This window comes from Cupriavidus sp. BIC8F (assembly GCF_032465815.1).
GTDB lineage: Bacteria > Pseudomonadota > Gammaproteobacteria > Burkholderiales > Burkholderiaceae > Cupriavidus > Cupriavidus necator.
Window position 1 is genome coordinate 917,316 of record NZ_CP136094.1, and the last position, 25,456, is coordinate 942,771.

The window sequence follows — 25,456 nt, forward strand, 5'->3', positions numbered from 1 at the left end:
CCCCGATGGACCTCAACCTGATCCAGGCCTTCGTCGACATCGTCGATGCGGGCAACCTGGCCGAAGCCGGCCGGCGCCGCGGCGTGACGCGCTCGCAGGTCAGCCGCCAGCTGCGTGAGCTGGAGCACCAGGCCGGCGCCCAGCTGCTGCGCCGGACCACGCGCCGGCTGGAGCTGACCGGGCCCGGCCATGCGCTGTACCAGCATGGCGTGCGCATCCTGCAAGAAGTGGCCTCGGCGCAGGCGGAGATCGACAGCCTGGGCCAAACCCTGCGCGGCCACGTGCGCGTGAGCGTGCCCACCGGGCTGGGCGATGCCTATATCGCGCCGCTGCTGCTGCAGTTTGCGCAGAAGCACCCCGGCATCACGCTGCGCGTGTTCTTCGCGAACCGCGTCAACGACCTGATCGCGGCCGAGATCGATGTCGCGCTGAAGGTCACCTCGGCGCCGCCGCTGGATCACGTGGCGCGTGAAATCTGCGACATCCGCTGGCAACTGTATGCATCGCCGGAGTACCTCGCAGGCATTCCGCCGGTACAAGTGCCGCCGGACCTGACCGGCTGCAACTTCCTGTGCCCGCCGTACCCGCCGCGGCAGTTCCCGCTGTCGCTCTACCGCGACGGCCAGCGCGTGGACGTGGCGCTGACGCCAAAGCTGCAGTCGGAACACTTCCTGTTCCTGGCGCGCGCCGTGCGCGAGGGCCACGGCATCGGCATGCTGCCGGTCTACATCGGCTGGGAGGAAGTGCGCGCCGGCCGGCTGGTGCCGGTGCTGCCCGACTGGCGCCCGGAGGGGCTGGGCAACAAGCTCTTCATCATCACCACGCCCAACCTGCACCCGTCGATGGCCACCCGCGCGCTGATCGGGTTCCTGCGCGAGGAGCTGGACAAGCTTGAGGTGTTCCGCGACGCGGTGGCGTAGCCGGCACCGCTGGCCGGTGAACGAACGCTTTCCGGAGCCAAGGTCGCAGCCCGCCCTGCAAACTTTCGTTTTGCAAGCTATGCTCCAGAAAACTTGCATTTTGAAAGCAAGCCGACAGGACCAGAACGGCGGAAACCATGCCCCCTACCGATTTCACCTCGATGCCCTGCCCCGTGGCCCGCTCCATGGCGGTGCTGGGCGAACGCTGGGCCATCCTTGTGCTGCGCGAGGCCTTCTACGGCAGCACGCGCTTCGACGAGTTCGAACGCAACCTTGGCATCGCCCCCAACATCCTCAGCGCGCGCCTGAAGACACTGGTGGCGCATGGGCTGCTGGCCCGCGTCACGCCCGAGGGCGGCGCTCGTCACGTCTACCAGCTGACCGACAAGGGCAGCGACTTCTTCCCGGCCTATGTCGCGCTCAAGGCCTGGGCCGACCGCTGGATGACCGATGAAAAGGGTCCGCTGACGCTGCTGCAGGACCGCCGCACCGGCGCCGAGATTGCCGAGCCGGCGCTGGCGCGCGCCGACGGCAGCGCGATCACGCTGGACGACGTGCGCGTCTTGCCCGGCCCGGGCGCCGGCCGCTTCCTGCGGCAGCGCTTTGGAGAGGCCGAGACCGCTGGCGAGCAAGGGGAGGCCCGCCATGACTGACACCCGCGCATTGCCTGTGGGCGCCCTGCCCGCCGAGGCGGTACCGGCCACTGAAATTGCACGCCGCATCGGCAGGCTGGCCGGGCCGACCGCGCTGATCGCCGTGCTGCAGGCCTCGGCCCAGTTAATCGAAACCTGGCTGGCAGCGCGCCAGGGCACGGCGGCGCTGGCCGGCTGGGCGGTGGTGCTGCCGTTTGCGCTGCTGCTGCAGCAGATGTCGACCGGGGCCATGGGCGGCGGCGTGGTCGCGGCCATCGCCCGCGCGCTTGGCGCCAACAAGCGCGCGGAAGCGTCATCGCTGGTCGTGCACGCGCTGCTGATCGCGGTGACCGCCGGGCTGGCCTTTGCGGTGGTGCTGGCGGGCTTCCCGCGCGGCGTGCTGGGCGCGGTGGCCGGTGCCACGGCGGCGGACGCCGCTGCCAACTATGCGATCTGGCTGTTCGGTGTCGGCGCCATTCCGGCGTGGCTGGCCAATACGCTGGCCTCGGTGCTGCGCGGCGGCGGCCGCCATGCGCTGGCCGCACGCGTGCTGGCGCTGATGTGGATCGCCTTCCCGGTGCTGTCGTGGCTGCTGGCCGAGCCTGCCGGCATGGGGCTGGCCGGCATCGGCGCCGCGCTGGCGGCGGTGTCGTGGGCCGCGGCCCTGGCCATGGCGATCGTGGTGGCGCGCGGCGGCGCGGGCTTCGTGCCAGTGCTGCGGGTGCGGCCCTCGTGGGAGCTGTTCGCACGCATCCTGTCCGTCGGCCTGGTGGCGTGCGCGCTGGCCTCGGTGGCCAACCTGACCACCATCCTGGTGACCGCGCAGCTGCGCCACCACGGCACCGCGGCAGTGGCGGCCTATGGCATATCGGCGCGGCTGGAATTCCTGATGATCCCGCTGGCCTTTGGCGTGGGCTCGGCGCTGACCGCGCTGGTCGGCCGCGCCGTGGGCGCCGGCGACTGGCATACCGCCCGCCGCACGGCATGGGTCGGCGCGTTCCTGGCGCTGGTCATCGCCGGCACCGCCGGCATTGCCGTGGGCCTGGCGCCGGTGCGCTTTGCCAGCCTGTTCACCCATGACGCCGAAGTGATCGCCATCGCCGCGCGCGCCCTGTCATGGGTAGGGCCGGCCTTCGGCGGCTTCGGCCTGGGCATGGCGCTGTACTTTGCCTCGATGGGCGCGGGCCGCATGCGCTGGCCGGTGGCCGCGGGGCTGTGCCGGATCGCGCTGGCGGTAGGCGGCGGCTGGCTGCTGGCCAACGTGTTCGGGATGGGGCTGGACGGACACTTCCTGGGGGTGGCGCTGGGGATTACGGCCTATGGCGTGGTCACGGCTCTGGGGGTGCGGCAAGGGGAATGGTCGGCGCGGTAAGTGCGATGCGGCTGGCAGGCGCCAGCCGCCCCTGCTACCGTCTCAGGACCTTCGCATCTCCCTGCATGCCCGCCTCGCGCACATCCTGCGGCACCGACGGCCAGCCGCCGCCCAGCGACTTGTACAGCGCCGCGGTGCCGGTCAGCACATCCACCTGCCCCTGCACCGCCGCCAGCTGCGCGTTGAACAGCTTCTCCTGCGCCGTGGTGACCTCGAGGTAACTGGAATAGCCGCCCTCATAGCGCGCGCTCGACTGGTCGGCATAGACCACCAGGCTCTTCTCCTGCTGGCGCAGGCTGACCAGGCGGTTGCGGGTCTCGAGGCCATTGGACAGCGCGTTGTTGACGTCGGCCAGCGCCGCCAGCACGGTGCCCTGGTAGGCCAGCATGGCCTGCTCGCGCTGCGCCGAGGCGGTCTGCACCTGGCCGCGGATGGCGCCGCCCTGGAAGATCGGCTGGGTCAGGCCCGCGCCGAACCCCCACACCTGCGATGCGCTGTGCCACAGCCCCGCCGGTGTGCTGGCGACGGCGCCGAACAGGCCGCTCAGGTTGACCGCCGGCAGGTACAGCGCCTGCGCCGCACCGAGCTGCGCATTGGCGGCGATGGCGGCTTGCTCGGCCTGCAGCACATCGGGCCGGCGCGACAGCAGCGCCGCCGGCAGGTCGGCCCCCACGGGCGGTGGCTGCAGCTCATTGACGGGCTTGCCGCGCTCGATCGGTCCGGGCGCCCGGCCCAACAGCACCGACAACGCGTTTTCAGTCCGCATGATGGCGGTGCGTATCGGCGGGATGGACGCTTCCGTGGCATAGAAGTCGTCTTCCGCCTGTGACAGCTCCACCTGCGAGATCACCCCGCCCTCATAGCGTTGCCGGAAGATATCCAGCCCGTCCCCGCGCGCCTTCAGCGTCCGCTGCGCGATCTCCAGCTGCGCGTCCAGCCCGCGCAGCGTGGCATAGCCCTGCACCACCGACGCCGCCAGCGACAGCACCACGCCGCGGCGTGCGTACTCGGCGTTCCACAGGCTGGCATCGGCGGACTCCGCCTGGCGCCGGATGCGGCCCCACAGGTCGATCTCCCAGCTGGCATTGGCGAGCAGCTGGTAGGAATTGCGCGGCCCGTCGAGCGACGCGAACGGCGTGCCGTTGAAGGTGCCCAGGCGCTGCCGCGCGGCTGACGCCGACAGGTTCACCTGCGGGAAGAAGCCCGAGCGCGCCACCATCAGCTGGCCGCGGAACTCATCGATCCGGGCCGCGGCGATGCGCACGTCGTAGCTGTCGTGCAGCGCCGTCTCCACTAGCCCGTTCAGCACCGGATCGCCAAAACTGTCCCACCAGGCACTGTCCGCGGCGATCGACAGCACCCCGGTGTCGACGCGGTACTGCGCCGGGTCGGGCGTCTGCGGCCGCTGGTAGTTGGGGCCGATGGCGCAGCCGCCGAGCGCCACCGCCAGGCAGACCGCGGCCAGCTTGCGGCACGCGCTCATGATGGCTCTCCCGCTGCCGGCGTGGTGGGTGGCGCGGTCGGCGAGGCACCGGCCTTCGACTTGGGCTTGCGCTCGGCCATGACCTCCAGCCCCCAGAAGAACATCGGGATGAAGAACAACGCGATCACCGTGGCCCCCAGCATGCCGCCGATCACGCCCGTACCCAGCGATTGCCGGCTCGCCGCCGAGGCGCCGCTCGCGATGGCCAGCGGCACGCAGCCCAGGATGAATGCCAGCGAGGTCATGATGATCGGCCGCAGGCGCAGCTTGGCGGCGTGAATGGCCGCATCATAGGCGCTGAGCCCTTCCTTCTCCCGCATTTCCACCGCAAACTCGAAGATCAGGATGGCGTTCTTGGCCGCCAGCGCGATCAGCACGGTCAGGCCGATCTGGAAATAGACGTCGTTCAGCATGCCGCGCATCAGGATGGCCAGCAGCGCGCCAAACAGCGCGAACGGCACGGCCAGCAGCACCCCGATCGGCAAAGACCATTTCTCGTACTGCGCCGCCAGGATCAGGAACACCATCAGCAAGGCAAAAGCGAAGACGTACACGGCCGTGGAGCCCGCGGTCTTTTCTTCATAGGCCTGCCCGCTCCAGGAGTATGCATACCCCGACCCGAGCACTTCCTGGGCGATTTCCTCCATCGCCGCGATCGCCTGCCCCGAGCTGTAGCCGGGTGCGGCATCGCCCATGATCTTGGCCGCAGGGAAGTTGTTGAAGCGCGTGACGATATCGGCCCCAGGGATGTACTTGGTGGTGGTCACCGCCTTGATCGGCACCATGTCACCCTTGCTGTTGCGCACGTAGACGTTGTCCAGGTCCTCGGGGCGCGAGCGGTACTTCGGCTCGGCCTGCAGGATCACCTGGAAGAGCCGGCTGTTCTTCGGGAACTGGCTCACGTACAGCGAACCGAACATGGTCTGCAGCGCGGAGTACACCGACTCCACCGGCACGCCCTGCGTTTCGGAGCGCTCGCGGTCGACCTCCACCAGGAACTGGCGCGAGCGCGAATTGATGGTGGAGTTCACGCCGGTCAGCTCCGGCCGCTGGCGCGCCCTGGCAATGAACTGGTGCACCTTCTCCTCGAGCTGCTGGTAGGTGCCGTCCGCCGTGCTCTGCAGCCAGAACTCGAAGCCGCCGGTGGTACCCAGGCCCGGGATGGAAGGCGGATTGATGGGAATGGCCACGCCGTCCTGGTAGGTGGAGAACTCCTTCTTGGCCTTGAGGATCAGGTCCTCCGCGCTCTCGCCCGGGCCGCGCTCGCCAAAGCCCTTGAGCGTGATGAACAGCGTGCCCGCATTGGCCTTGTTCTGGGAATCGATCAGGCTGTAGCCGTCCACCGTCGCCACCGAGGATACGCCGGGCTGCCTGGCCAGCCACGCTTCGGCGCGTGCTGACAGATTGCCGGTTCGGTCAAGGCTGGCGGCATCCGGCATCACCACGGCACCGAACAGGTAGCCCTGGTCTTCCACCGGCAGGAAAGAACCCGGAATGCGCATGAACATCAGCACACTGACCGCCACCATCGCGATGATGATGGCGATCGACATCACGGTGCGCTTGATGACAACCTGCAGCGATTTGTCATAGCCGCCCACCAGCCGGTCGAACGAATTGTTGAACCAGGTGAAGAAGCGGTTCTTCTTGTGCTCGCCAGGCTTGAGCAGGATGGCCGCCAGCGCCGGCGACAGCGTCAGCGCCACCACGCCCGACAGCACCACCGACACCGCGATCGTGACCGCAAACTGCTTATAGAGCTGCCCCGTAATGCCCGACAGGAAGGCCACCGGGATGAACACGGCCAGCAGCACCAGCACAATGGCGACCACGGGTCCGCTGACCTCGTCCATCGCCTTCTTGGCGGCCTCCTTGGGTGGCAGCTTGAACTCGACCATGTTGCGCTCGACGTTCTCTATCACCACGATGGCGTCGTCCACCACGATGCCGATCGCCAGCACCATGCCGAACAAGGTCAGCATGTTCACCGAGAAGCCAAACGCGCTCATGCCGACAAAGGCGCCGATGATCGACACCGGCACGGCCAGGATCGGCACCAGGGTGGCGCGAAAACTTTGCAGGAACAGGTACACGACCAGGATCACCAGGATCACGGCATCGCGCAGCGTATGCACCACCTCGTCGATCGACTCCTGCACGAAGTTGGTCGTGTCCAGTGCGATTTCATACTCCAGCCCGGGTGGGAAGCTCTTCTTCAGTTCAGCCAGCGAGGCGCGCACCTGCTTCGACACGTCCAGTGCGTTAGCGCCCGGCTGCTGGTAGACCGCCATCAGCGTGGCGGTCTTGCCCTTGTAGCGGCTGCGCAGCGAATAATCCTTGGAGCCGAGCTCCGCGTGCCCGATATCCTTGAGACGCACCAGCGCCGCGTCGCCGGACTGCGCGCGCAAGATCATGTTGTCGAACTCGGCGGGCTCGGTCATGCGGCCCTTGGTCGCGATCGGGAAGGTCTGCTGGACCGGGCCGGCCGTGGGTGACTGCCCGATGCGTCCGGCCGAAAACTGCTGGTTCTGGTTGGCGACCGCATTCTTCACGTCCTCGGTGGTGATGCCGAGCGACGCCATGCGGTCCGGCTTCAGCCAGACGCGCATGGCGTAGTCCGGGCTGCCGAAGATGGAAGACTGGTTGGCGCCGGGAATGCGCTTGAGTGCGTCCAGCACGTAGATGTTGGCGTAGTTGCCGACAAAGGTCTGGTCGTAGCTGTTGTCCGGCGAGAAGATGGCGATCACCATCATGAACGCCGACGAGCGCTTCTGCACCGACACGCCCTGCGCCGTCACCGCCTCGGGCAGCGTGGGCAGCGCCAGGTTGACGCGGTTCTGCACGTCCACTTGCGCCAGTTCCGGATCGGTGCCGATCTCGAAGTATGTGGTCAGCGTCAGGTCACCCGTCGAGGAACTCGTCGAGTTCATGTACATCATCCGGTCCGCGCCGTTGACCTGCTGCTCGATCGGCGCGGCCACGTTCTGCGCGACCACCTCCGCGCTGGCGCCCGGGTACTTCGTGGTGACGGTGATCGACGGTGGCGTGATGTCCGGGAACTGGGCGATCGGCAGCTTGGTCAGCGCCACCAGCCCGCCCACGGTGATGATGATGGAGACGACCGACGCAAAGATGGGCCGGTCAATGAAAAAATGGGCGAGCTTCATGGCTTGCCTCCGCCGCTGCCGCTGCCCCCGACGCCGGCGCAGCGAGGCGCGGCCGGCGCGCCGCTGGCCGCGGCGTGCGCAACGCCCGGCCCGGCCTGCATCGCCTTGACGGGCGCCCCGGCGCCAGGCGCAGCGTGCCGCTCACGGCGACGCGCTCACCGGGCTTCAGCCCGGATCGCACCACCCAGTTGTTGCCGGTCCACTCGCCCACGTCCACCACCCGCTGCTGCGCCTTGTTGTCGGGCCCGACGATCCAGACCATCTGGCCGCGCTGGGTCTGGACAATCGCCTCCTGCGGCACCGCAATGGCCTTGGTGCGCATCGCGCCATGCACCTTCACCCGCACGAACTGGCCGGGCCGCAATGTGCCTTCCGGGTTCGCCACCTCGGCACGGACCAGGTAGGTGCCCGTTTCCGCATTGAACGACGCATCCGCAAAGGCGATCCGCCCGTGGTTCGGGAACTCCCTGCCGTCCGCCATCACCACCACGATATCGAATGCGTCCTGTTCCGGGTACTTGATGGCGCCTGACTCGCGCTCCCCCTGCATCTTCAGGACTTCGTTCTCTGACAGGCTGAAGTTGACCCACATGGGATCCAGCTTGGCCACGTAGGTCAGCAGGCTATTGCTGGGATCGATGTACGAGCCCGCCTGCCGCTTGGCAAAGCTCGACAGCCCCGCCACCGGTGACTTGATCGTCGTATAGCCCAGGTTGAGTTTGGCACTGATCACATTGGCGCGTGCCGCCTCCACGGCGGCAGCGGCGGCGTGGGCCTTGCCGGTGGCGTCATCCAGGTCGCGCTGGCTCAGGGCGTTGCGCTCGGCCAGCGGGCGCACGCGCTTGAGGTCGGCCTGGGCCGTGGTCAGGCGCGCCTGCTGCTGCGCCAGTTCCGCCTCGGCGGCCTGCAGGGTGGCCTGGAACGGCTTGGGATCCATCAGGAACAGGGTTTCTCCGGCCTTGACCAGGGCGCCTTCGGTGTAGACGCGCTTGTCCAGGAAGCCACTCACCCGGGCACGGATTTCCACCTGCTGCGAACTCTGCGTCTGGCCGACAAAGTCATAGACGATGGGCACGTCGCGCAGCGCCACGGTGATCACGCTGACTTCCGCCGCAGGCGGCGCCTGCGCTGCCGGTTTGTCCTTGCCGCAGGCCGCCAGCGTCATTGCGCAGGCAAGCCAGAGCGCGCCGCGCCAGTAGAAAGCAGTGTCCACAGATCCCTCTCCCGCCATAGTTATGCATGCGATGTCTGCGCGCGCACGCCGGGGGCTGGCAACGTTCCGTCGCGCCGTACCGGCGTCCGCGCTCGCGTCTTCTCTGGCAGGGTAAGGCCCGGCCCGGCAAGCGCCAATTCAATTCTTTTGTTGACGTCTTTACTGCTTTCGAATGCACCGTGTCAGCGGCGGAACCCGCCATGGAACCCACCACGCAAGCCCCCGGCACGGCCACCAAAGCCGCCGCCGAAGCCGCGCCCCTGCCACTGCTGGGCCGTGCCCTGGAAGCGCTGCTGGCCGGTTTCGCGTGCCTGGCGCTGCTGCTCCAGCCTGGCGGTCGCGTCGTTGTTGGGCTGCGCCGGCTCCCAGCCACTGGCGGTGTGCTTCTGCCAGCCGTCGTCGGTGTGCTGGTACACCGAGCCGTCGTGGCCCGCATACACGTTGCCGTTGTTCCACACCACCGCATTGTTCTTGTCCGGATTGGCGACAAAGCCACGGCTGCCGGCGGTGTGCTGGCCGGTCTGCGTATTACCGGCAATGCCCGCCTCGGCCGCGCCGACGCGGCCGGTCTGCGCGTTGTAGCCCGCCGCCTGGCGGCCGGCGGCATAGTTGCCGGTGTAGGTGTTGCCGGCCACGCCGCCGCGCGCCGCGCCCTCGCGCCCGGTCGACGGATTGGCGAACGAGCCCTGGCGGCCTGCCGCATAGTTGCCGGAATAGGGATTGAACGCCGCACCGCGGCTGCCCTGGTAGCGCGCCCCGGTGGCCGGGTTGTAGCCGGCGCCGGCGGTGCCGCGCCATTCGGTGCCGGTCCAGGCGTTCCAGCCCTGGGCGTGGGTCACGGTGCCCTGGCCCCAGCGTCCGTAGAAATTGGCCTGGTTCACGTTGACGTAGTTCCAGTTGTACGCGCCGCCCCACCAATAAGGGCCCCAGTACGGCGACGCCGCCCCCCAGAACGCGCCCGCGGCGAAGCCGAAGGCAAAGCCCTCGGCCATGCCGATGCCAAAGCCGGCGCCATAGCCATAGGTGGCCGGGTAGCCGTAGTAGACCGCGCCCACATAGGGCGGATAGACATAGCCGGTGCCATACACGACCGTGCCGTCGGCGCTGACCACCACGCCCATATAGCCGGGGGTATAGCCCACCACCACCGTCTCCGGCGTGACCGAGTAGATGCGCACGTAGGTCACGTAGTACACCGGCGAGGTCGGCGGGATGGTGTAAATCGCCGACGGCACCTCGGTGGCCACATGCCACGGACCGGACGGTGCCGGCGCGGTGAACCAGACGCCGTTGGCGACCGCGTAGTAGTGGCTGCTGTCCACCTCGATCACCGGCGTGCCGCTGTTGACCGCGTAGCTGAGCGAAGTGCCGGTGATCGGCGTGAAGCGCGGCGCGCCGTCATACGCCACCGTCACGCTGGCCTTGCTGCGCGACACCGTGGCGGTCTGCGGGATGGTCGCGGCGATCTCGGCCTCGCGTGCCTGCGGCGTGCCGGGCACCGAGACCAGCACATTGGCCTTGGGGTCGGTCGCCGGGATCCTGGCGAAGTCCGCCGGCAGCTGGCTGCCGGGCACGTACTCCCACGGCCCGGTCAGCATCGGCGCGCGGAACCAGCGGCCCGAGACCAGCACGTAATACTGGTTGGCAGCCGGATCGACAAAGACCGCGTGGTCGGCGTTGGACATCGTCAGCAGGCTGACGCCGCTGACCGGCGTCATCTGCGGCGCGCCGCTGGTAATGACCAGTTCAGTCGGCCGCGTGGCAAAGAGGATCGCCGGCGCCCTGGCCGGCCGCTTGCCGTCGGCCGGCAGCATCGTATCGGGCTTCATGCCGGCCGCCGCCTTGGTGGCCGCGCTCTCCAGCGTCTTGGGCACGGTCGTCATCACTTCCCAGGCGCCGCCGGCCGATTCGGAGCGATACCAGTAGCCGGCCGCCTTCAGGTGCAGCTCGCCGCCGGATTCGCGCAGCAGCAGCGCGCGGCTGTTCAGCGCCCGTTCGTACTGCGTGCCCGGCACGGCGCGCCAGGCCGGCTCGCCGTCGACCAGCACCAGCAGCGTCGGCGTGGTGGCAAAAAGGATCTGGGGCACGTCATTGCGCACCGCCACGCGGCCAGCCTTGGGCAGTTGCTGCGATACCGCGTAGCTGGCCTGCAGTTGATCCAGCGGCACCGTCAGCCCGTTGGCCGGCAGGCGCGACACCAGCGCCTGGCGCACCCGGTCGGCGGCGTCGGGCCGGGTCGGGACTTCGACGCTGTCCACCGTGATCCGGGTCAGCTGCACCAGCCCGGAGGGCTTGTCGATATCGCCGGTGGCCGAGAAATGCACCACGCCGTAGGTCGGCGAACCTGACTTCTCGCCCACCGCCACCGCCGCGCGCCCGGACAGCCGGTTGCCGTCCCAGGTCTCGATCTGGGGCTGGTACAGCTCCACATGATCGGTGGCGGCGTCAAAATTGCGCGGCCAGCTCAGGGCAGCCGCGGTTGGCCTGGACGGCGTGGCAGCCTGCGGGCTGAGCGGGGCGAGTGCAAGCCACGCCGCGGCAATCAGGGCGCTGGTCTGCTTCAGGCGAAAAGACATCGGTTTCTCCGGGAGGAAGCCGCCTGCGCCGGCGGATCGGCACCGCGGGCACGATGCTGCACAACAGGCAGCCCATCCCGCGAATCTAAATTAGGCCGCAAAGGCGAACAATCTGATTCGAAAACATTCAGGATCCGCCAGAAAAAAGACAGATCAGCCGGCCTCGACAGCGGCCTTCGTACAAGAAGGAGTCGGGGCGGCGGGCCGCCATGTCAAGCCGCAATGCGCCGTTGCGACGCGCGCAGGCAAGGCGGGTGTGCATCTTGCTTGGCCTGACACCACCCCACCGCCCCTTGAAGCCGCCCCCCGCGGCCTCATCTTCAAAGACTCCCTCCTGGCCCCGCCCCCATGCCTCCACGCACCACCATCCTGACCGCCGCCCTCGTGACAGCCCTGCTGCACGGCTATATCGGGCTGCGCCTGCTGCCGGCGATGCCGGTGCCGATGGCGGCCAAGGCATTGGCCGTCGCCTGGCTGGCCCTTTCCTGCGCCCTGCTGCCGGCCGGGCTGCTGGCGCGGCGCGTCAGCCAGCCCTGGTCGGACCTGGTTTCCTGGATTGGCATGCTGGCAATGGGATTCTTCTCATCCCTGCTGGTGCTGACGCTGGTACGCGACGTGGCACTGGCCTCCGCCTGGCTCGCCGGGCAAGTGCTCGGCTGGCCGGCGCCCGGCCTGGCCGCGGGCAGCGCCGTGGCCGTGCCGCTGCTGGCATTGCTGGTCACGCTGGCCGGCTATGTCAATGCCCGCCGGCTGGCGCGCGTGGTCGAAGTCGATGTGCCCGTGGCCGGCCTGCCCGAAGCCCTGCATGGCTTCACCATCGCGCAGATCAGCGACATCCATGTCGGGCCCACCATCAAGCGGCCCTACCTCGACCGCATCGTCGACCGCGTCAACAGCCTGCAGGCGGACGCCGTCGCCATCACCGGCGACCTTGTCGACGGCACCGTGCGCGAGCTGTCCGCCCACACCGCGCCGCTGGCCCGGTTGCAGGCGCGCCACGGCACCTACTTCGTTACCGGCAACCACGAGTACTACTCCGGCGCGGAACCATGGATCAGCGAACTGCGCCGCCTGGGCGTGCGCGTGCTGATGAATGAACACGTAGTGCTGCGGCACGACGGCGAGGCGCTGGTGCTGGGCGGCGTAACCGACTACTCCGCCGGCCGCTTCCACGAAAGCCACCGCAGCGACCCGCACCGCGCCATCGCCGGCGCCCCGGCACACGCCGGCGCGCGCGTGCTGCTGGCCCACCAGCCACGCACGGCTTCCGCCGCGGCGGAAGCCGGTTTCGACCTGCAGTTGTCCGGCCACACCCACGGCGGCCAGTTCTGGCCGTGGAACCTGTTCGTGCCGATGCAGCAGCCGTACACCGCCGGACTGGTGCGGCATGGCTCGCTGTGGATTTATATCAGCCGTGGCACCGGGTATTGGGGGCCGCCGAAGCGGTTTGGGGCGCCGTCGGAGATTACGCGGGTTAGGCTGGTGAAAGCGGGCTAGGAGATTGCCGTAGACGGCCGAAGAATAGTCGCAGGGGATGCGCAGCAAAAAGCCCCGCTCATTTGAGTCGGGGCTTTTGCTTATGGCACGAATGCTGTCCGCTCACCGCCGGCGCCGCTCGGGAGCTAACGTCAAGAGTGGTGTATGGGCATTTGATGGCGGTCGATTTCAAGCGGCGAGTTTCTGCTGAGCCGGTCGATCGTCTTTTACCGGTTCGCCGTCCTTGAAGGCAATGCCTTCCAGCAACGGCTTGATCTGTTCAGCGCCGTTGATGCGACGCCAGGTCTTCTCCGCTTCCTCGATCAGCTTGAACGCCAGGCCGAGGAAGGTCGCTCGGGACACGCAGTTGCGCGTGCGCGTCGTACGGTGGCGCACCGTCGCGAACGTCGACTCAATCGCATTCGTGGTTCGGATGTGCTGCCAGTGCTCGGCTGGGAAGTCGTAGAATGCCAGCAGACTATCTCGATCCTTGCTGAGCACACCCACAGCCTTGGGGTATTTGGCACCGTAAATCGTCGCAAAGCGGTCAAACGCCACATAGGCATCCGCCCGGGTAGCCGCCATCCAGATCGCCTGCAGATCCGCTTTGGCGCGCCCCTGTTGCGACTTCGGCAGCGCGTTGAGGACGTTGCCCATCTTGTGGAACCAGCAACGCTGAGGCAGCGTGGCAGGGAACACTTCCGAGAGCGCCGCCCAGAAGCCCATCGCGCCATCGCCGACCGCCAGCAGCGGGCCCGCTTGCAGACCGCGCGCTTTCAGATCCAGCAGCACTTCCTTCCAGGAATCCTTCGATTCCCGATAGCCGTCACCGATCGCAATGCGCTCCTTCTTGCCTTCCGGCGTGACCCCGATGATGACCAGCAGGCATTGCCCATCCGAGCCCTCGCTACGCAGACCCGTGTGGATGCCGTCGGCCCACCAGTACACGTAGCGCGACTGCGCCAGGCTTCGTTGCCCCCAGCGCGTATGCTCGTCTGCCCACTGCGCCTTCAGCCGACTCACCACATTGGCCGACAGTCCCTTGGCTTCCTCACCCAGCAGCACCGACAGCGCCTCGCTCATGTCGCCTGTCGAGATTCCCTTCAGATACAGCCAAGGCAACGCCGCGCTCACCCGCGGCGACTTCCTCACATACGGCGGCACGATCGATGAGTTGAATTTCACGCCAGACCCGGACCGGTCGCGCACCTTGGGCACCTTCACCGCAATCGGTCCGGCTGCCGTCAGCACCTCCCGTTCCGGGAGGTAGCCATTGCGCACCACAGCCCGCTGCCCACGCAACGTCCTGACGTTACCGAATCGCTCAAGCAATTCCCCAAGCTCCAACTCGATCGCCTCCTGGATGACCTGCCGGGCCCCGCGCCTGATCAGCTCGTCGAGCCCCAGACCGATTTCCGATAGACCGACAGCCTGTTTTTCCTTATCCTTACTCATGGTGGAGCGTTTCCTTGTGCTGGTTTCTGACTTCGACAATCAGATTCTCAGTTGAAACCTCCACCGCCTTCAACTCCCTGCCTCAACTCCCCGCCCGTACACCACTTTCAACTCTAGCTCGCCGCTCGGGGCCCATGGGCTTTACTTGCCCTTCAGGTTCATCGAGCTGAATGCCTTTCGAGCCAAGTCTGAGATGCGTTTCTTGTTCCGCCTTAGCTCGGCGATTTCGGATTTCGTCAGATGTACGGAAACCGATGAGGTAACCCGCTTCATCCGCGGTGAGGGCGTGGGTGGCAATGCCGAAGATCTCGCGGATTTCATCGCCGTACCTCCTTTCCAGTTCAAGAATTACCTTCCTGGGTGCCACCAGTCTACCAGAGCGTCCTGCGCACACCAGGACGACCGCAGCAACCACGCCGCCACGGTGGCTCTGGATATAGCTGGCCAGCTCGGCAAGCGTACCCCCCATCGTAGTGACGTCGTCCACCAGCACATAGCGCCCACCCGGCACCACATGCCCGGAGAAGCAGGCACGCAAACTCATCCGCTCCATTGGATCTGCGCCGGTGTGGAAGACCTTTGTTGTCTGCACGATGGATTCATCGACCGCCCCGTCCAGAACATGGTGCAAATACATCGCAAGGACCTGCGGTATGGCATTCTTGCCCTCGGCCTCTCTCGCGTGGGGCGCCACGAAGATGCATGAACTCGGGAAACCATCCTCCAGCAACCTTGCCACCAACGGGGGCGCGAGGTCGACAGCCAGTTGTATCGCCGCGTCGATGCTTCCGGCTTTGGCAGCCTTGTAGCTCGGATGCGCCTTGAGTTCGGCATCGGACCGATAGAGGAAGTGTGGGGACTCGACCGACGCCGGGAAGGGATATTCACGGTCCTGCCGTACTTCGAGGGGCCGTCTGCCATGACACCAGCGTGGCCGCTTCAGGATGAGGAGGTGGGCTGACTTTCGTATCCGCCCAACTTATCCGGCATCACTCCAATGCCGACGGATCGGCGGCATTTTTCAGAATCGTGGACAGCCAGCCCACTGCCTCCTGAAGCGAAGCACCACAAAAAAACCAGGCCCACAGGCCTGGTTTTCTCTCACACCCAACAACCCATCACCGCACAATCGGCTTATACCGAATCCGCTTAGGCTTGGCCCCTTCCTCACCCAGCCGCCGCTTCTTGTCCGCCTCATATTCCTGGTAGTTCCCCGGGAAGAACTCCACATGCGAGTCGCCCTCGAACGCCAGGATGTGGGTAGCAATCCGGTCCAGGAACCAGCGATCGTGCGAGATCACCATCACGCAGCCCGCGAATTCCAGCAACGCATCTTCCAGCGCCCGCAGCGTTTCCACGTCGAGGTCGTTTGACGGCTCATCCAGCAGCAGCACATTGCCGCCGGCGATCAGGGTCTTGGCCATGTGCAGGCGGCCGCGTTCGCCGCCCGACAGCGTGCCGACCTGCTTCTGCTGGTCGCCGCCCTTGAAGTTGAAGCGGCCGATATAGGCGCGCGACGGCGTTTCATACCTGCCTACCGTCAGGATGTCAGAGCCGCCCGAGATCTCTTCGAACACGGTCTTGGTGCCATCGAGCGCGTCGCGGCTCTGGTCGACGAAGGCCATCTTCACGGTCGGCCCGATCTTGATCTCGCCGCTGTCGGGCTGTTCCTTGCCCGTCAGCATCTTGAAGAAGGTCGACTTGCCGGCGCCGTTGGGGCCGATGATGCCGACGATGGCGCCCGGCGGCACCTTGAAGCTTAGGTTTTCGATCAGCATGCGGTCGCCAAAACCCTTGCTGACGTTGTCGAACTCGATCACCTCGTTGCCCAGGCGCTCACCCACGGGGATGAAGATTTCCTGGGTTTCGTTGCGCTTCTGGTAGTCCTGGCTGTTGAGCTCGTCAAAGCGGGCCAGACGCGCCTTGGACTTGGCCTGGCGGCCCTTGGGGTTCTGGCGCACCCACTCCAGTTCCTTGTGCAGCGCCTTCTGGCGCGCCGATTCGCTGGCCTCTTCCTGCTTCAGCCGCGCTTCCTTCTGGTCCAGCCACGAGCTGTAGTTGCCCTTCCAGGGAATGCCCTGGCCGCGGTCCAGTTCCAGGATCCATTCGGCGGCATTGTCGAGGAAGTAGCGGTCGTGGGTCACGGCCACCACGGTGCCGGGGAAGCGCGTCAGGAATTGCTCCAGCCATTCCACCGATTCCGCATCCAGGTGGTTGGTCGGCTCATCCAGCAGCAGCATGTCGGGGCGCGACAGCAGCAGGCGGCACAGCGCCACGCGGCGCTTTTCACCGCCGGAGAGATGCTCGATCCTGGCGTCCCACGGCGGCAGGCGCAGCGCGTCGGCGGCGATTTCCAGCTGCAGTTCGACGTTGTTGCCATCGCTGGCGGCGAGGATGGCTTCGTACTTGGCCTGGTCGGCGGCCAGCGCGTCGAAGTCGGCGTCCGGCTCGGCATAGGCCGCGTAGATCTCGTCGAGCTTCTTGCGCGCCTCGAACACGCCGCCCAGCGCCTCTTCCACCGATTCGCGCACGGTCTGCTCGGGATTGAGTTGCGGTTCCTGCGGCAGGTAGCCGATGTTCAGGTTCGGCATCGGCGTGGCTTCGCCCTCGATTTCCTTGTCGAGGCCGGCCATGATCTTGAGTACCGTGGACTTGCCCGAGCCGTTCAGGCCGAGTACGCCGATCTTGGCGCCGGGGAAGAACGACAGCGAGATGTCCTTCAGGATGTGACGCTTGGGCGGGACGATCTTGCCCACGCGGTTCATGGTGAAAACGTACTGTGCCATGGGTGCGTGTTGGAGGGTTGTTCGGGAATGGCGGGAGTGTATCAGGCAGGCGCGGCGCGCTGAGGTGCTCCTGCTTGATTCCGCCCTGGCCGGTACAATGCCAGGTTCGATTTTTCGCCGCTTTCCCGAGCCATCGCCATGAGCAAACCCGCCCTGACCCTGAAGTTCAAGTGCAAGAAGTGCACCAAACCCGTCACGCTGTACCTGCAGAAGACGTCGGCCTGCTCGCACATCACCCCGTACCAGGGCTTTTGCAAGTGCGGCGAGATGATGCGCCACGCCACCGGCGACAAGGACGCGGTCGAGTCCTTCGTCAATTCGCTGGACAACAGCTGGATGCACCACCATCACCACCACCACTGAGCAGGCCTCTGCCGTGAGTGAAACCTGGCGCCCCGCCGGCAAGGACCCGATGCGCTTCCTGGGCGGCTACCCGCCCGGCGTGCTGGAACAGGTGCGCGAGCTGATCGCCGCCGGCCGGCTCGGGGACCATATCGCTCGGCGCTACCCCGGGCGCCATACCGTGCAGACCGACCGCGCGCTGTACGAATACACCACGGACATCAAGCAGGAATACCTGCGCAGCGCGCCGCCGCTGCACAAGGTCGGCTTCGATGCGCGCCTTGATTCGGCCCAACGTGCGCTGGGCCTGCACACCGCGATCTCGCGCGTGCAGGGCGGCAAGCTCAAGGCCAAGAAGGAAATCCGCGTGGCGTCGCTGTTCAAGGAAGCGCCGCCGGAATTCCTGCGCATGATCGTCGTGCACGAGCTCTCCCACCTGAAGCAGAGCGATCACGACAAGGCCTTCTACCGGCTCTGTGAACACATGGAGCCGCGCTACCACCAGCTGGAGTTCGACACCCGCCTGTGGCTGGCGTGGCGCGAACTGGACAAGGCGGGGACGGCGGCCGCGCCCGCCCCGGCAATTACTCAGTCGCAGGCGTAGCGCGAGCTGCCGTCCAGGTTGGCCGGCATCACCAGCGTGCGCAGGTTCGCTGCCCTGGCCGCGGCACACAGCGCATTGCGCTGGGACACGGTCTTGTACCTCGACTTGTACTCGATGTTGAAGACCGCCTTGCCCTGGCCGGTGAACGCCGAATAGGCGCCGCACTCCTGGTACTGGAAACACTGCTCGTTGACGGCGAAATCAAAGTCCGCCGCCAGTTGCCCGACCTGGTCGATATCGTTTTTCAGGCCGATGGCAAGGCCGCGCGCATGCGCCTCAGTCGCCAGGAAGCGGTTGTAGTCCAGCTGCGTGTCGGCCGTCAGCGGCAGACCCGTGCTGTTGGTATAGCCGTCGACATTGTCCGCATCCACGCCATCGCAGCGCTTGGACACGGCCAGGTCCATGCGCGCCTGCATGATCCGTCGCACGTTGGCCGAGCGCGTATCCACCCAGCGCTCGCCGGCCCAGCCCGACAGCGGGCTGCCCAGATCGCTCGCGGTGAACTGGCTGTAGTCCGGACGCCAGTCTTCCGCGCTGCCGGCCGAGAAATAGCAGACCACGCGCTGGCCCTTGGCGTGCAGCGCGTCGATGGTGGCCTGCGGCGTGTCGAACAGGTCGAAGTCGTACATCACGACCGGGTAGCTGGTATTGAGCTTGCCGGTGAGCTGGATCTGCCAGGTGTCGGTGATCGCGGGCATCCAGCGCGTGGTTGTGCTGGTGACGGTGGTAGCCGTGGTGCCATACTTTGTGGCTTCCGTTGCCGTTGCTGCGGCTGGCGACGCCATCTCCGTCGCGCCCCCATCCCCGCCGCAGCCGCCCAGCGCCATTGACAGGGCAACAGACAGCGTGGCCCCCGCCATGGCTGCATATTTGCCGTGCATGATTCCCCCCCTTCCTTGTCGTAAACCCCGTCGAAAAGCAATCGGCCCATGTTGTCCCCGCCCTGCAGCGGCGGGCCTGCCGCTGTGGTTTATGCAATGTAGCGGATTGGTACCATGGTTTGGAATGCCCGTGCGCCTGCTGTTCGTGCGGCGCAACACATGATGCGCTTGACGCAACGCTGAGGCGCTATGTATAAAGAGCGCGTGGGTAGAAGCGGTCGATTGGACAGCAGCGGTGCAATGCCGCGAGGTTCAACTGGAGATTGCTCACTGACGGAGGGTTTCGTCGGTGGCGCAGTGGTCCAACAGCTCCCCTGACAAAGACTCCCGATAGCAGCATGCAAGGCCGGCCCGCGCGTTGTTCGCGCACGCCCGCCGCATGCGTGTCCAACCTAGTCATTGTTAGGGGATCTCCCATGATCATCGACACCAGCTGTTATCCGACCAACCTGGTGGACCTGGCCTGGCGCCACGACGGCGACCCGTTCACCGGCGAGCGCCTGATCCGGATGATGGACGGCCCGTTCACCATCAACGGCAAGCCGCGCCGCATCGACAAAGCCTTTATCCAGCCCCCGCAGGGCAACACCATCTACACCTACACCGACGGCGTGAAGTCAGGCAGCGAGTCCATCGACGCGTACATGGCCTACACCGTGGAGATGGTAAAGAAGTACCCGGAACGCTTTATCGGCTGCTTCGTCTACAACCCGCGCTGCGGTGTCGAGAACGGCGTCAATGCCATGGAGCACTACGTCAGGAAGCTGGGCTTCAAGATGGTCCAGTTCCAGGCCAACATGCATGCCTACCGCCCGGACCGCGCCCTCGACTGGCTGCGCCCGGCGCTGCAGAAGTGCGCCGAGCTGGGCGTGCTGGTCAAGCTGCATACCGGCGACGGCCCCTACAGTATCCCGACCGAATGGGTGCCGATGATGAAGGAGTTCCCGACGGTGAACTTCATCATGGCCCACTTCGGCGTGCAGACCGGCGGCGTGTATTGCTTCGAGCCGTTCCAGATGGCCATGGACATGCCCAACGTGTACTGCGAATCGGGCTGGTGCCTGCAGTCGCGCATCGTTGAGTTCGCCAAGGTGCTGCCCAGGCACAAGATCCTGTTCGGTTCCGACACCCCGCCCAACGAGCCCGGCATGTGGCTGCGCCTGCTGGAAGTGCTGTGCTTCGAGCCGCCCCAGGGCCTGAACCTGGATGAAGACACGCTGGAGGACTACCTCGGCAACAACGTCGCCCGGATGATCGGCCTGGAGCCGACGCCGGTCCCGCGCACGCTCGACGAAGCGAAAGCGCGCCTGGCCGCGTAAGCGCACACAAGCCCGCGCCACCGACAACGGACTCCGGAGCACACAACATGATTATCGATACCCATCTGCACCCGACCAATCTCGTCGACGAAGCCTGGCGCCACACCGGCGAGCCCTTCAACGGCGAGCGCATGCTCAAGATGATGGACGGCCCCTACATGATCAACGGCAAGCCGCGCCGCATCGACATGGGCTTTATCCAGCCGCCGCCGGGCAACACCGGCTACCGCGACGGCAACCGCCGCGGGCGCGAAGGCATCCGCGACTACATGGCCTACATCGCGGAGCTCTGCCAGAAGTACCCCGACCGCTTCATTGGCAACTTCACCTTCAACCCGCGCTGGGGTCCGGAGGAAGGCGCGCTGGAGCTGGAATTCCACGTGAAGGAATACGGCTTCAAGATGCTCAAGCTGCATGCCAACATGCACGGCTACCGCCCCGACCGCGCGCTGGACTGGCTGCGCCCGGCGATGAAGGTCTGTGCCAAGTACAACGTGGTGGTGCTGATCCACACCGGCGACGGCCCGTACACGATCCCGACCATGTTCTACCCGATCATCCGCGAGTTCCCGATGGTCAATTTCATCATCGGCCACTTCGGCATCCAGACCGGCGGCAACTACTCGTTCGAGGCCTTCTGGATGGCGATGGACACGCCCAACGTGTATTGCGAATCCGGCTGGTGCTTCCAGTCGCGCATCGTCGAGTTCGCGCGCCAGCTGCCGCGCGACAAGATCGTGTTCGGCACCGACACCCCGCCCAACGAGCCCGGCATGTGGCTGCGCGAGCTGGAGATGCTGTGCGGCCCCGCGCCGCAGGGCATGGACCTGGACGAGGACGGGCTGGAGGACTACATGGGCAACAACATCGCCCGGCTGGTCGGCATCGAGACCACGGCCCCGCCCAAGACGCAGGACGAGGCGCTGGCGCGGCTCAAGGATACGTACGCCAGCACGCGCTGACGCATGGTCCCTAGCCGTTAGCCACAAGCAGTTCGGCAGGCAGGCACGGCACGGCGGCCGGGAGTCTTCCCGGCCGCCGGGGCAGCCTTCGCCCTGGCCAACCCTGACCACAGGAGCCGATCCATGAACACACCCTCAGCGCCCTTTGCCTCAGCGGCATCGGCGCGCAAGCCCTTCCACGACACCTCGCAGGACTTCCACCAGTTCCTGGCCGCCTACCGCGAGGCCTTTCCCGAAGACGTGCTGCATATCCGCGAACCGGTCGGCGCCGACCAGGACCCGACCGCGCTGGTGTGGGCGCTGGCCGCGCAGGGCCGCCAACCGGCCTTGCTGTTCGACCATGTCGAAGGACTGGGCACGTCGCTGGCGACCAACCTCTTTGCCTCGCGCAAGCGCGTGGGGCGCATGCTGGGCGGGGTGCCGCCCGCCGGCATCCATGCCGAATACCAGGCCCGCAGCCGCCGCATGGTGGCGCCGCGCGTGCTGGACAGCGGCGCCGTCACCGGCCATGTCGAGACCCGACACATCGACCTGCGCACGATCCCGGCCATCAGGCACTTCGCCACCGACCGCGGCCCCTACATCACCAACGCGATCCTGATCGCGGAAGACCCCGACACCGGCATCGGCAACGCCAGCTACCACCGCTCGATGCTGCACTCGCCCACCGAGATCGCCACCAGCCTGCATTCGCGCGGGCACCTGTGGCGCATGCAGCAGCGCGCCACCGAACTGGGCCGGCCCCTGCCAGTGGCCATGGTAATCGGCGCGCATCCGCTATTCATGCTGGCCGGCGCCGCGCGGCTGCCCTACGGCGTGGACGAGCGCCACGTTGCCGGCGGCCTGTTCGGCGCGCCGCTGGAAGCGGTACGCACCCCGCGCCACGGCATCCTGGTGCCGGCGCATGCCGAGATCGTGCTTGAAGGCGTGATCGATCCCGACGCGCGCGTCGAGGAAGGCCCCTTCGGCGAATTCACCGGCTACTCGTCGGACCGCTCGACCAACAACCTGCTGCGCGTGGAAAGCGTAATGCGCCGCACGGATGCATGGCTGGTCGACGTGGTCGGCGGCAACTCGGCCGAACACCTGAACCTGGGCCGCATCCCGCGCGAATCGGAGATGGTCGAAAAGCTCAGGGAGCGCTTTCCCGGCGTCACCGCCGTGCACTACCCCAGTTCCGGCACGCACTTCCACGCCTACGTGGCGCTGCACCAGAGCCGCCCCGGCGAGGCGCGCCAGGTGATGCTGGGCCTGCTCGGCTGGGATCCATACCTGAAGACGGTGGTCGCGGTGGATGAGGACGTCGACATCACCCGCGATGAAGAGGTGCTATGGGCGATGGCCACGCACCTGCAACCGCACCTGGACGTGGTGGTGGTCGACGGCCTGCCTGGCAGCGCACTCGACCCCTCGGCGTCGGGTGCAGGCACCACGTCACGCATGGGGCTGGACGCCACGCGCGGGCCTGCCTTCGACGGTATCCGTGCGCGCATCGACCCTGCCGCGATGGAACGCGCGGCAGCACTGCTGAAGCGGCTGGAACGTGCGGGCTCCCACATGCCGTAAGGGATAACCCGCTGAAACCAGCGGATTCATCGTTTCACCCGATCGATAAATCCGCCGCGAACGTTGTACCTTCCCGCCGCCGCTGTCATGCTGGACCGACAAGACAGGACAGGCGCGGGCATCGCACGAGAAGGATGGCGACTGACCATCCCGGAAAGGAAACTGCCGGCGACCTTGGCGACACGTGAGCGCAATGCGCGACCGGCGTGGTACCGACCAAAGGAGACAGTATGAATTCCACCCTGCCTACGCAAGGGAATGCCCCCGTGCATCCCGTCGACGAGGTCCTGCCCCCGCCCCGCCTGCTGGCCCTTGGCCTGCAGCACGTGCTGGTGATGTATGCGGGCGCCATTGCCGTGCCGATGATCATCGGCGGCGCCCTCAAGCTGCCCAAGGACCAGGTGGCCTTCCTGATCGCCGCGGACCTGTTCTGCTGCGGCCTGGTGACGATGATCCAGAGCATCGGCATCTGGAAGATCGGCATCCGCCTGCCGGTGATGATGGGCGTCACCTTCACCGCCATCGCGCCGATCATCGCCACCGGCTCCAATCCGTCGCTGGGCCTGCCGGCCGTGTTCGGCGCGGTGATGGTGGCGGGCATCTTCACCTACCTTGCCGCGCCCTATGTCGGCAAGATGGTGCGCTGGTTCCCGCCGGTAGTGACTGGCACCGTGGTGCTGGTGATCGGCGTCTCGCTGATGCGCGTCGGCATCAACTGGGCGGCGGGCGGCAACCCGACCCTCAACACGGCGGCCGGTCCCGTGCCCAATCCCAACTTCGGCCTGCCGGTGAACATCGCCATCGCCACCGCGGTGCTGTGCACGGTGCTGGCGCTGGTGGCCTTTGCCAGGGGTTTCCTGTGCAACGTGGCGGTGCTGATCGGCATTGCGGTGGGATTCGTGATCGCGCTGTCGCTGGGCAAGGTCAACTTCGAAGGCCTGCACAACGCGCACTGGGTGGAGTTCATCACGCCCTTCCACTTCGGCTGGCCCACCTTCGATGCCATGACCGCGGTCACCCTGTGCGTGGTGATGATCGTGATCATGATCGAGGGCGTGGGCCAGTTCCTGGCGCTGGGCGAGATCGTGGGCCGCCCGGTGGGCTGCGACGACCTCGCGCGCGGCCTGCGTGCCGACGGCGTGGGCGCGCTGGTGGGGGCGGTGTTCAACACCTTCACCTACACCTCGTATGCGCAGAACGTGGGGCTGGTGCAGGTCACCGGCGTGCGCAGCCGCTGGGTCTGCGCCACCGCCGGCGGCATCCTGATCGTGCTGGGCTGCCTGCCCAAGCTGGCCTTCTTTGCCGCGTCGATCCCGCAATACGTGCTGGGCGGCGCCGCGCTGGTGATGTTCGGCATGGTGGCCGCCACCGGCGTGCGCATCCTCGGCCATGTGGATTTTGTCGAGAACAAGAAGAACGCCTATATCGTCGCCGTCAGCGTGGCGCTGGGCATGATCCCGCTGGTGTCGGACAAGTTCTTCGCGCAGATGCCGGAGCTGCTGGCCAAGTTCTGCCAGAACGGCATCCTGCTCGGCACGCTGACCGCGGTGCTGCTGAACCTGCTGTTCAACGCCCGCTCGCCGGCCCCCCAGGCCCACGGGCTGGCGAAGGAGCCGGCATGACGTAGTCAGGCTGCGTCGGCCAGTTTGGCGCGATAGCGCATCAGCAGATCGCGGAAAGCCTGGGCCGGCGGTGACAGCGACCGGTCCGCGTGCACCAGCAGCGAGATCTCGCGGTGGATCACCGGATCGGTCGGCATCACCGTGGCCAGCCCCAGCGCGGAAGTCAGCCGCGTGACCGCCGCGCTCATCACCGCGATGCCCAGCCCGGCATCCACCATGCCCACCATGGTCAGCGGCAGGAACACCTCGTGCACCCGCTGCAGCGAAATGCCGCGCGCGGCCAGCGCGGTATCCAGGCAGTCGCGGATCGGGTTGCCCTTGTGCGGCCCGATCACGGGCAGGCCCGCCACGTCTTCCCAGCGCAGCGTCTTGCGCCGCCGCAGCGGGTGGTGAGCCGGCATCACGATCACGAAAGGATCGGACATCAGCCGGTGCGCGCTCAGGTCGGGCTGGCCCTCGGGGATGGTGCCGATGCCGAAATCCACCTCGCCCGAGCTGACCATCTTGGTCACCTCATGCTCGGACACATCGTGCAGTTCCACCTTCACGCCGGGATGGCTCACGCAGAACTCGCGGATCACGCGCGGCAGCATCAGCGCCGCCTGGATCGACGAGGCCGAGATCGACACACGCCCGCGCCCCAGCGTGCGCAGCTCGCTGGAGTTCTCGATCACGCTGTCGATATCGGCCACCGCCTTCTTCACCAGCGGCAGCAACTCCGCGCCCGCCTGCGTGATGTGCAGCTGGCGCGTATGGCGGTCGAACAGCTTCAGGCCGAGGTTGCCTTCCAGCTCGTGGATCAGCGCGCTGACCGACGACTGCGACAGGTCCAGCTTCTCGGCCGCGCGGGTGAAGTGGCGCTCCTGCGCCACGGCAATGAACGCGCGCAGCTGGCGCAGCGACACGTTCATGTTGCTGAGGTTGGGCACGTTGTCTACCTCCGGGATGTCGGGGTGCGCGCTTGCTCTGCCAGGTTTGGCCGGCGCGTCTGATTCAGAGGGTAACACGATCAATTAATCCGTTTCCGGGTCTTTACCGATGAAGGCCATCCGCCCATGATGACTTCAACGGTGCGGCCCC

19 protein-coding genes are annotated in these 25,456 nt (G+C 66.7%); 10 read left to right on the top strand and 9 right to left on the bottom strand.

All coding sequences use genetic code 11. The features are described from left to right. The first annotated feature begins 5 nt into the window (after window positions 1-5). From RS901_RS04240 to RS901_RS04250, 3 genes are all read left to right on the top strand, one after another. Window positions 6-920, top strand: coding sequence for a LysR family transcriptional regulator (locus RS901_RS04240; protein WP_316151659.1), 915 nt, complete (start codon window positions 6-8; stop codon window positions 918-920). Window positions 921-1,057: 137 nt separating this feature from the next. Beyond that, entirely contained in the window at window positions 1,058-1,573 is a 516-nt protein-coding gene (locus RS901_RS04245; protein WP_316151660.1) for a helix-turn-helix domain-containing protein, read from the top strand. Beyond that, on the top strand, window positions 1,566-2,924 hold the full coding sequence (locus RS901_RS04250; RefSeq protein ID WP_316151661.1) for an MATE family efflux transporter: 1,359 nt from the start codon (window positions 1,566-1,568) through the stop codon (window positions 2,922-2,924). Before RS901_RS04245 ends, RS901_RS04250 begins: the two co-directional genes overlap by 8 nt. A gap of 34 nt (window positions 2,925-2,958) precedes the next feature. On the opposite strand, the gene RS901_RS04255 is transcribed toward RS901_RS04250, so the two are convergent. The 4 genes from RS901_RS04255 to RS901_RS04270 all read right to left on the bottom strand — a co-directional run bounded on the left by RS901_RS04255 (window position 2,959) and on the right by RS901_RS04270 (window position 11,363). Continuing rightward, on the bottom strand, window positions 2,959-4,407 hold the full coding sequence (locus RS901_RS04255; protein WP_316151662.1) for an efflux transporter outer membrane subunit: 1,449 nt from the start codon (window positions 4,405-4,407) through the stop codon (window positions 2,959-2,961). Continuing rightward, on the bottom strand, window positions 4,404-7,574 hold the full coding sequence (locus RS901_RS04260) for a multidrug efflux RND transporter permease subunit (protein ID WP_316151663.1): 3,171 nt from the start codon (window positions 7,572-7,574) through the stop codon (window positions 4,404-4,406). The genes RS901_RS04255 and RS901_RS04260 overlap by 4 nt, the downstream gene beginning before the upstream one ends. After that, window positions 7,549-8,787, bottom strand: coding sequence for an efflux RND transporter periplasmic adaptor subunit (locus tag RS901_RS04265; RefSeq protein WP_316151664.1), 1,239 nt, complete (start codon window positions 8,785-8,787; stop codon window positions 7,549-7,551). Before RS901_RS04265 ends, RS901_RS04260 begins: the two co-directional genes overlap by 26 nt. Before the next feature lie 182 nt (window positions 8,788-8,969). Next, on the bottom strand, window positions 8,970-11,363 hold the full coding sequence (locus RS901_RS04270) for a carbohydrate-binding family V/XII (protein ID WP_316151665.1): 2,394 nt from the start codon (window positions 11,361-11,363) through the stop codon (window positions 8,970-8,972). A gap of 348 nt (window positions 11,364-11,711) precedes the next feature. Here RS901_RS04270 and RS901_RS04275 point away from each other — a divergent pair, with 348 nt between their 5' ends. Then, window positions 11,712-12,860 carry a metallophosphoesterase gene (locus RS901_RS04275; RefSeq protein WP_316151666.1) on the top strand — a complete coding sequence of 383 codons (1,149 nt, stop codon included), beginning with the start codon at window positions 11,712-11,714 and terminating at the stop codon, window positions 12,858-12,860. A 168-nt stretch (window positions 12,861-13,028) separates the two neighbouring features. Here the strand turns inward: RS901_RS04275 and RS901_RS04280 are convergent, their stop codons facing one another. From RS901_RS04280 to ettA, 3 genes are all read right to left on the bottom strand, one after another. Next, window positions 13,029-14,294, bottom strand: coding sequence for an IS256 family transposase (locus RS901_RS04280; protein ID WP_316153370.1), 1,266 nt, complete (start codon window positions 14,292-14,294; stop codon window positions 13,029-13,031). A gap of 82 nt (window positions 14,295-14,376) precedes the next feature. Next, a complete protein-coding gene (locus RS901_RS04285; RefSeq protein WP_316151667.1) occupies window positions 14,377-14,931 on the bottom strand; it encodes a phosphoribosyltransferase in 555 nt (184 codons plus the stop codon). 481 nt (window positions 14,932-15,412) lie between these two features. After that, window positions 15,413-17,080 carry an energy-dependent translational throttle protein EttA gene (gene ettA / locus RS901_RS04290; RefSeq protein ID WP_316151668.1) on the bottom strand — a complete coding sequence of 556 codons (1,668 nt, stop codon included), beginning with the start codon at window positions 17,078-17,080 and terminating at the stop codon, window positions 15,413-15,415. Window positions 17,081-17,218: 138 nt separating this feature from the next. Here ettA and RS901_RS04295 point away from each other — a divergent pair, with 138 nt between their 5' ends. Next, a complete protein-coding gene (locus tag RS901_RS04295) occupies window positions 17,219-17,443 on the top strand; it encodes a hypothetical protein (protein WP_010812270.1) in 225 nt (74 codons plus the stop codon). A 49-nt stretch (window positions 17,444-17,492) separates the two neighbouring features. Next, entirely contained in the window at window positions 17,493-18,026 is a 534-nt protein-coding gene (locus RS901_RS04300) for a M48 family metallopeptidase (RefSeq protein WP_316153372.1), read from the top strand. On the opposite strand, the gene RS901_RS04305 is transcribed toward RS901_RS04300, so the two are convergent. Then, complete coding sequence (locus RS901_RS04305; protein WP_316151669.1) at window positions 18,011-18,907, bottom strand: endo alpha-1,4 polygalactosaminidase; 897 nt, start codon at window positions 18,905-18,907, stop codon at window positions 18,011-18,013. The genes RS901_RS04300 and RS901_RS04305 overlap by 16 nt on opposite strands. A gap of 416 nt (window positions 18,908-19,323) precedes the next feature. Here RS901_RS04305 and RS901_RS04310 point away from each other — a divergent pair, with 416 nt between their 5' ends. The 4 genes from RS901_RS04310 to RS901_RS04325 all read left to right on the top strand — a co-directional run bounded on the left by RS901_RS04310 (window position 19,324) and on the right by RS901_RS04325 (window position 24,376). Further along, window positions 19,324-20,226 carry an amidohydrolase family protein gene (locus RS901_RS04310; RefSeq protein WP_316151671.1) on the top strand — a complete coding sequence of 301 codons (903 nt, stop codon included), beginning with the start codon at window positions 19,324-19,326 and terminating at the stop codon, window positions 20,224-20,226. Between the two features lie 47 nt (window positions 20,227-20,273). Continuing rightward, window positions 20,274-21,188 (top strand): amidohydrolase family protein, encoded by a 915-nt coding sequence (locus tag RS901_RS04315; protein WP_316151672.1) that lies wholly within the window; start codon window positions 20,274-20,276, stop codon window positions 21,186-21,188. Between the two features lie 123 nt (window positions 21,189-21,311). After that, complete coding sequence (locus RS901_RS04320; RefSeq protein WP_316151673.1) at window positions 21,312-22,754, top strand: UbiD family decarboxylase; 1,443 nt, start codon at window positions 21,312-21,314, stop codon at window positions 22,752-22,754. A 230-nt stretch (window positions 22,755-22,984) separates the two neighbouring features. Next, window positions 22,985-24,376, top strand: a complete 1,392-nt coding sequence (locus RS901_RS04325) for a nucleobase:cation symporter-2 family protein (RefSeq protein WP_316151674.1) — start codon at window positions 22,985-22,987, stop codon at window positions 24,374-24,376. Between the two features lie 5 nt (window positions 24,377-24,381). Here the strand turns inward: RS901_RS04325 and RS901_RS04330 are convergent, their stop codons facing one another. Beyond that, on the bottom strand, window positions 24,382-25,287 hold the full coding sequence (locus tag RS901_RS04330) for a LysR family transcriptional regulator (protein WP_011616129.1): 906 nt from the start codon (window positions 25,285-25,287) through the stop codon (window positions 24,382-24,384). Window positions 25,288-25,456 lie beyond the last annotated feature (169 nt).